Here is a 6468-nt window from a genome sequence, read left to right on the forward strand (position 1 = left end):
CCGGACCACGGTCTGGATCTCCGCCGTGCGGCGTGCGTGCGGCTCTCACCCCCGACGTCCCTCAAGCGTTCCCCGACACGCTTCGCCGGAGGCAGCACCATGAACGAGATACTCGCCGCGATTCAGGCGACCGACAGCACCGCCGCCGACTTCGCCTCCCTGCCCCTGCCCGAGTCCTACAGGGCCGTGACAGTGCACAAGGACGAGGCGGACATGTTCGAAGGGCTCACCACCCGGCAGAAGGACCCGCGCAGGTCGCTGCACCTGGACGAGGTGCCGGTGCCGGAACTCGGCCCCGGCGAGGCCCTGGTGGCCGTCATGGCCAGCTCCGTGAACTACAACTCCGTGTGGACCTCGATCTTCGAGCCGCTGTCCACCTTCGCCTTCCTGGAGCGCTACGGCCGCCTCTCCCCGCTCGCCCGCCGCCACGACCTGCCGTACCACGTCATCGGCTCCGACCTCGCCGGCGTCGTGCTGCGCACCGGACCCGGCGTCGTCGCCTGGCGGCCCGGCGACGAGGTGGTGGCGCACTGCCTGTCGGTGGAGCTGGAGAGCGCCGACGGCCACAACGACACGATGCTCGACCCCGAGCAGCGCATCTGGGGCTTCGAGACCAACTTCGGCGGCCTGGCGGAGATCGCGCTGGTGAAGTCCAACCAGCTCATGCCGAAGCCGGCCCACCTGTCCTGGGAGGAGGCCGCCGCCCCCGGGCTGGTCAACTCCACCGCGTACCGCCAGCTCGTCTCCCGCAACGGCGCCGCCATGAAGCAGGGCGACAACGTGCTCATCTGGGGCGCGAGCGGCGGACTCGGCTCGTACGCCACGCAGTTCGCGCTCGCCGGCGGCGCCACGCCCATCTGCGTGGTCTCCAGCCCCGAGAAGGCGGAGATCTGCCGCCGGATGGGCGCGGAGGCGGTCATCGACCGCCGCGGCGAGGACTACCGCTTCTGGCGCGACGAGCACGAGCAGGACCCGCGCGAGTGGAAGCGCTTCGGCGCCCGCATCCGCGAGCTGACCGGCGGCGAGGACGTCGACATCGTCTTCGAGCACCCCGGCCGGGAGACCTTCGGCGCCTCCGTCTACGTCACCCGCCGCGGCGGCACCATCGTCACGTGCGCCTCCACCTCCGGCTTCGTGCACGAGTACGACAACCGCTACCTGTGGATGTCGCTGAAGCGCATCATCGGCTCGCACTTCGCCAACTACCGCGAGGCGTGGGAGGCCAACCGCCTGATCGACAAGGGCCGGATCCACCCCACCCTGTCGAAGACCTACCCGCTGGCCGAGACCGGCCAGGCGGCGTACGACGTCCACCGCAACCTGCACCAGGGCAAGGTCGGCGTGCTGTGCCTGGCGCCCGCCGAGGGCCTGGGCGTACGCGACGAGGAGAAGCGCGCCGAGCACATCGACGCGATCCAGCTCTTCCGCGGCGACCCCCCGCCCGGCCCGCAGCCGCCCGGACACCCCGGCCACCGGCGCTCCCGGCGGCGGGCCGTCGAGCACGCCGGGAACGTGTGATGGCGGCCAAGGACCGGCCCTGGCTGATGCGCACCTACGCGGGCCACTCCACCGCCGAGGCGTCCAACGAGCTGTACCGGCGCAACCTCGCCAAGGGCCAGACCGGCCTGTCCGTCGCCTTCGACCTGCCCACCCAGACCGGCTACGACCCCGACCACGTGCTCGCCCGCGGCGAGGTCGGCCGCGTCGGCGTGCCCGTCTCGCACCTGGGCGACATGCGCCGCCTCTTCGCGGGCATCCCGCTGGAGCGGACGAACACGTCCATGACCATCAACGCCACCGCGATGTGGCTGCTGGCGCTCTACCAGGTGGTCGCCGAGGAGCAGGGCCTGGACGAGGCGGGCGTCGCGAAGCTCGCCGGCACCACGCAGAACGACATCGTCAAGGAGTACCTCTCCCGCGGCACGTACGTCTTCCCGCCCGGGCCCTCGCTGCGGCTGACCACCGACACCATCGCGTACACCGTGGGCCGGATGCCGAAGTGGAACCCCATCAACATCTGCAGCTACCACCTGCAGGAGGCGGGCGCGACGCCGGTGCAGGAGATCGCGTACGCGATGGCCACCGCGACCGCCGTCCTGGACGCGGTCCGCGACTCCGGCCAGGTGCCCGCCGAGAAGATGGGCGACGTCGTCGGCCGCGTCTCCTTCTTCGTCAACGCCGGGGTCAGGTTCGTCGAGGAGATGTGCAAGATGCGGGCGTTCACCCGCATCTGGGACACCCTCACCCGCGAGCGCTACGGCATCGAGGACCCCCGGCAGCGCCGCTTCCGCTACGGCGTGCAGGTCAACTCCCTCGGCCTGACCGAGGCGCAGCCGGAGAACAACGTCCAGCGCATCGTGCTGGAGATGCTGGCCGTGACGCTGTCGAAGGACGCCCGCGCCCGCGCCGTGCAGCTGCCCGCCTGGAACGAGGCGCTGGGGCTGCCGCGCCCGTGGGACCAGCAGTGGAGCCTGCGCATCCAGCAGGTGCTGGCGTACGAGAGCGACCTGCTGGAGTACCCCGACCTCTTCGACGGCAGCCACGTGGTGGAGGCGCGGGTGGCCGGACTGGTCGAGGGGGCGACCGCCGAGATGGCGCACATCGAGCAGCTGGGCGGCGCCGTCGCGGCCGTGGAGTCCGGCTACCTCAAGGCCCGGCTCGTGGCCTCGCACGCGGAGCGGCGGGCCCGGATCGAGTCGGGCGACGAGAGGATCGTCGGGGTCAACTGCCATACGGAGACGGAGCCCAGCCCGCTCACCGCGGATCTGGACACCGCGATCATGACGGTCGACGCGGACGTGGAGGCGCGCGTCGTCTCACGAATGCACGAGTGGCGGCTGTCCCGCGACGAGCCGCGCGCCCAGCGGGCGCTGACGGCGCTGAAGGCCGCCGCTGCGGGTACGGCCAACCTCATGCCCCCGTCGCTGGAGTGCGCCCGCGCCGGCGTCACCACCGGCGAGTGGGCCTGGGCGCTGCGCGACGTCTTCGGCGAGTTCCGCGCCCCCACGGGCGTCGGCGGCGCGCCGGTCGCCGTCCCGGCGGCGGACACCGGCGGCGAGGCCGCCCTGACCGCCGTACGGGCCCGGGCCGCCCGCACCGCCGCGGAGCTGGGCACCGGCCGGCTGCGGCTGCTCGTCGGCAAGCCGGGCCTCGACGGGCACAGCAACGGCGCCGAGCAGATCGCCGTACGCGCCAGGGACGCCGGCTTCGAGGTCGTCTACCAGGGCATCCGGCTGACGCCCGAGCAGATCGCCGCCGCCGCGGTCGCCGAGGACGTGCACTGCGTCGGCCTGTCCATCCTCTCCGGCTCGCACACCCGGCTGGTCCCCGACGTCCTCGACCTGCTGCGCCGCGCGGGCGCCGGCGACGTGCCGGTCGTGGTCGGCGGCATCATCCCGGCGGCGGACGCCGAGGCGCTGCGCGCCGCCGGGGTGGCCGCGGTGTTCACCCCGAAGGACTTCGGAATCACCCGGATCATCGGCCGTATCGTCGACGAGATCAGGCTCGCGAACAAGCTCGACCAGGAGGTCCCCGCATGAGCCCCGCCCACCAGCCCGACCGCCTGCGGCCGCGGCGTTCCTGCCTCGCCGTGCCGGGATCCAACCCTCGGTTCCTGGAGAAGGCGCAGGGGCTGCCGGCCGACCAGGTGTTCCTGGACCTGGAGGACGCCTGCGCGCCGCTGGCGAAGCCGGACGCGCGGCACACCGTCGTGAAGTTCCTCAACGAGGGCGACTGGAGCGGCAAGACGCGGGTGGTGCGGGTCAACGACTGGACGACGCACTGGACGTACCGGGACGTCGTCACCGTCGTCGAGGGCGCGGGGCCGAACCTCGACTGCCTCATGCTGCCGAAGGTCCAGGACGCCGGGCAGATCACCGCCCTGGACATGCTGCTCACCCAGATCGAGAAGACGATGGGCTTCGAGGTGGGCCGCATCGGCATCGAGGCGCAGATCGAGAACGCGAAGGGCCTGGTGAACGTCGACGGCATCGCCGCCGCCTCGCCCCGGCTGGAGACCATCGTCTTCGGGCCCGCCGACTTCATGGCGTCGATCAACATGAAGACCCTGGTCGTCGGCGAGCAGCCGCCGGGCTACCCGGCCGACGCGTACCACTACATCCTCATGCGGATCCTCATGGCCGCCCGCAGCCACGACCTCCAGGCCATCGACGGCCCGTACCTCCAGATCCGCGACGTCGACGGCTTCCGCGAGGTCGCCGGCCGCTCCGCCGCCCTCGGCTTCGACGGCAAGTGGGTGCTGCACCCGGGCCAGGTCGAAGCCGCCAACGAGGTCTTCTCGCCGTCGCAGGAGGACTACGACCACGCCGAGCTGATCCTCGACGCGTACGAGTACGCCACCTCCGAGGAGGGCGGCAGGAAGGGCTCCGCGATGCTCGGCGACGAGATGATCGACGAGGCGAGCCGCAAGATGGCGCTCGTGGTCTCGGGCAAGGGCCGCGCCGCCGGCCTGGTCCGCACCACCGCCTTCACCCCGCCGGAGGGCTGACATGCAGTTCGGACGCACCTACGAGGAGTTCGAGCCGGGCGCGGTGTACAAGCACTGGCCGGGCAAGACCGTCACCGAGTACGACGACCACCTCTTCTGCCTGCTGACCATGAACCACCACCCGCTGCACCTCGACGCGCACTACGCGGGCGAGGCCACGGACTTCGGCCGCAACGTCGTCGTCGGCAACTACGTGTACTCCCTGCTGCTCGGCATGTCCGTGCCGGACGTCTCGGGCAAGGCGATCGCCAACCTGGAGGTCGAGTCGCTGAAGCACGTGGCGCCCACCTTCCACGGCGACACGGTCTACGGCGAGACGACGGTCCTGGACAAGTGGCCGTCGAAGTCGAAGGGCGACCGCGGCATCGTGTACGTCGAGACCCGCGGCCACAGGCAGGACGGCACCCTGGTCTGCGTCTTCCGGCGCAAGGTGATGGTGCCCACGCAGGCGTACGTCCGCGAGCGCGGCGGCGAGCAGCCCGGCCGCCCGGAGCCGGCCGAGCGCGGCGGGGGGCAGTGATGGGGCGGCTGGCGCAGACGGAGGGCCTGACGGAGATCCAGCGCGAGATCGTCGCCACCGTGCGCGACTTCGTCGACAAGGAGATCCTGCCGGTGGCCACCGGGCTGGAGCACCGGGACGAGTATCCCGCGCAGATCGTCGAGGGCCTGAAGGAACTGGGCATTTTCGGCCTCATGATCCCCGAGGAGTACGGCGGGCTCGGCGAGTCGCTGCTCACGTACGCACTGTGCGTGGAGGAGATCGCCCGCGGCTGGATGAGCGTGTCGGGGATCATCAACACGCACTTCATCGTGGCGTACATGATCAAGCAGCACGGCACGGCGGAGCAGCGGGAGCACTTCCTGCCGCTGATGGCCGCGGGTGAGGTGCGCGGCGCGTTCTCGATGTCCGAGCCGGGGCTCGGCTCGGACGTGGCGGCGATCACGTCCAAGGGCGTACGGGACGGGGACGGCGGCGACTACCTGCTCACCGGCCAGAAGATGTGGCTGACCAACGGCGGCACGTCGTCGCTGGTCGCGGTGCTCTGCCGGACGGACGAGGGGCTGGGTCCCGACGCGCCCGGGCACCGGTCGATGACGGCGTTCCTGGTGGAGAAGGAGCCCGGGTTCGGCACGGTGAAGCCGGGGCTGACGATCCCCGGCAAGATCGACAAGATGGGCTACAAGGGCGTCGACACCACCGAGCTGATCATGGACGGGCTGCGCGTCCCGGCCGACCGGGTGCTCGGCGGCCCCGACGGCGCGGGCCGCGGCTTCTACCAGATGATGGACGGCGTCGAGGTGGGCCGCGTGAACGTCGCCGCGCGCGGCTGCGGCGTCGCCCAGCGCGCTTTCGAACTCGGCGTCGGCTACGCACAGCAGCGGCACGCCTTCGGCCGGCAGATCGCCCGGCACCAGGCGATCCAGTTCAAACTGGCCGAGATGGCTACCAAGGTCGAGGCGGCCCATGCGATGATGGTCAGAGCGGCACGCAAAAAGGACACCGGAGAACGTAACGACCTAGAGGCGGGGATGGCCAAATATCTCGCTTCGGAGTACTGCAAGGAAGTCGTGGAAGACGCGTTCCGCATCCACGGCGGCTACGGCTTCTCCAAGGAGTACGAGATCGAGCGCCTCTACCGGGAGGCGCCGATGCTTCTCATTGGCGAAGGCACCGCCGAGATCCAGAAAATGATCATTGGGCGGCGACTGCTGGAGGAGTACGGGTCCCAGGGCTGACGGACTGCTTCAGGGGCAGGCGGCAGGGGTGGCGTGGCAGCCGGTCACGGGGTCCCCGCGGGCGAAAGCTCGCTTCGGCTTGCCGAGTTGCCGGTGCCAACCGATAGCATCCCCGACAAGCCGCCGTCCCCCATCACCGCGGCCCCCTCCCGCTACGAAGGTCAAACATGCCCCACAGCCCAGATAACGTTCCGCGCCGCCGGGTCCGCCTGGCGCGCGGCGCA

At 71.1% G+C, this 6468-nt stretch carries 5 protein-coding genes; all 5 read left to right on the plus strand.

All coding sequences use genetic code 11. The features are described 5' to 3' along the window. The first annotated feature begins 99 nt into the window (after positions 1 to 99). From ccrA to H5J30_RS13725, 5 genes are read left to right on the plus strand one after another with little or no spacing between them, the layout of a single operon-like run. Positions 100 to 1518, plus strand: a complete 1419-nt coding sequence (gene ccrA / locus H5J30_RS13705; RefSeq protein ID WP_181787712.1) for a crotonyl-CoA carboxylase/reductase — start codon at positions 100 to 102, stop codon at positions 1516 to 1518. Further along, on the plus strand, positions 1518 to 3539 hold the full coding sequence (locus H5J30_RS13710; RefSeq protein WP_181787713.1) for an ethylmalonyl-CoA mutase: 2022 nt from the start codon (positions 1518 to 1520) through the stop codon (positions 3537 to 3539). Before ccrA ends, H5J30_RS13710 begins: the two co-directional genes overlap by 1 nt. After that, the gene (locus tag H5J30_RS13715; RefSeq protein WP_181787714.1) at positions 3536 to 4507 is read left to right on the plus strand and encodes an HpcH/HpaI aldolase/citrate lyase family protein; all 972 of its coding nucleotides are present in this window, start codon (positions 3536 to 3538) and stop codon (positions 4505 to 4507) included. The genes H5J30_RS13710 and H5J30_RS13715 overlap by 4 nt, the downstream gene beginning before the upstream one ends. 1 nt (position 4508) lies before the next feature. Beyond that, positions 4509 to 5027, plus strand: coding sequence for a MaoC family dehydratase (locus tag H5J30_RS13720; RefSeq protein ID WP_181787715.1), 519 nt, complete (start codon positions 4509 to 4511; stop codon positions 5025 to 5027). Further along, entirely contained in the window at positions 5027 to 6244 is a 1218-nt protein-coding gene (locus H5J30_RS13725; RefSeq protein ID WP_181787716.1) for an acyl-CoA dehydrogenase family protein, read from the plus strand. The genes H5J30_RS13720 and H5J30_RS13725 overlap by 1 nt, the downstream gene beginning before the upstream one ends. The last annotated feature ends 224 nt before the right edge of the window (positions 6245 to 6468 follow it).

Origin of the sequence: Streptomyces phytophilus, assembly GCF_013870535.1 — a bacterium.
GTDB lineage: Bacteria > Actinomycetota > Actinomycetes > Streptomycetales > Streptomycetaceae > Streptomyces > Streptomyces phytophilus.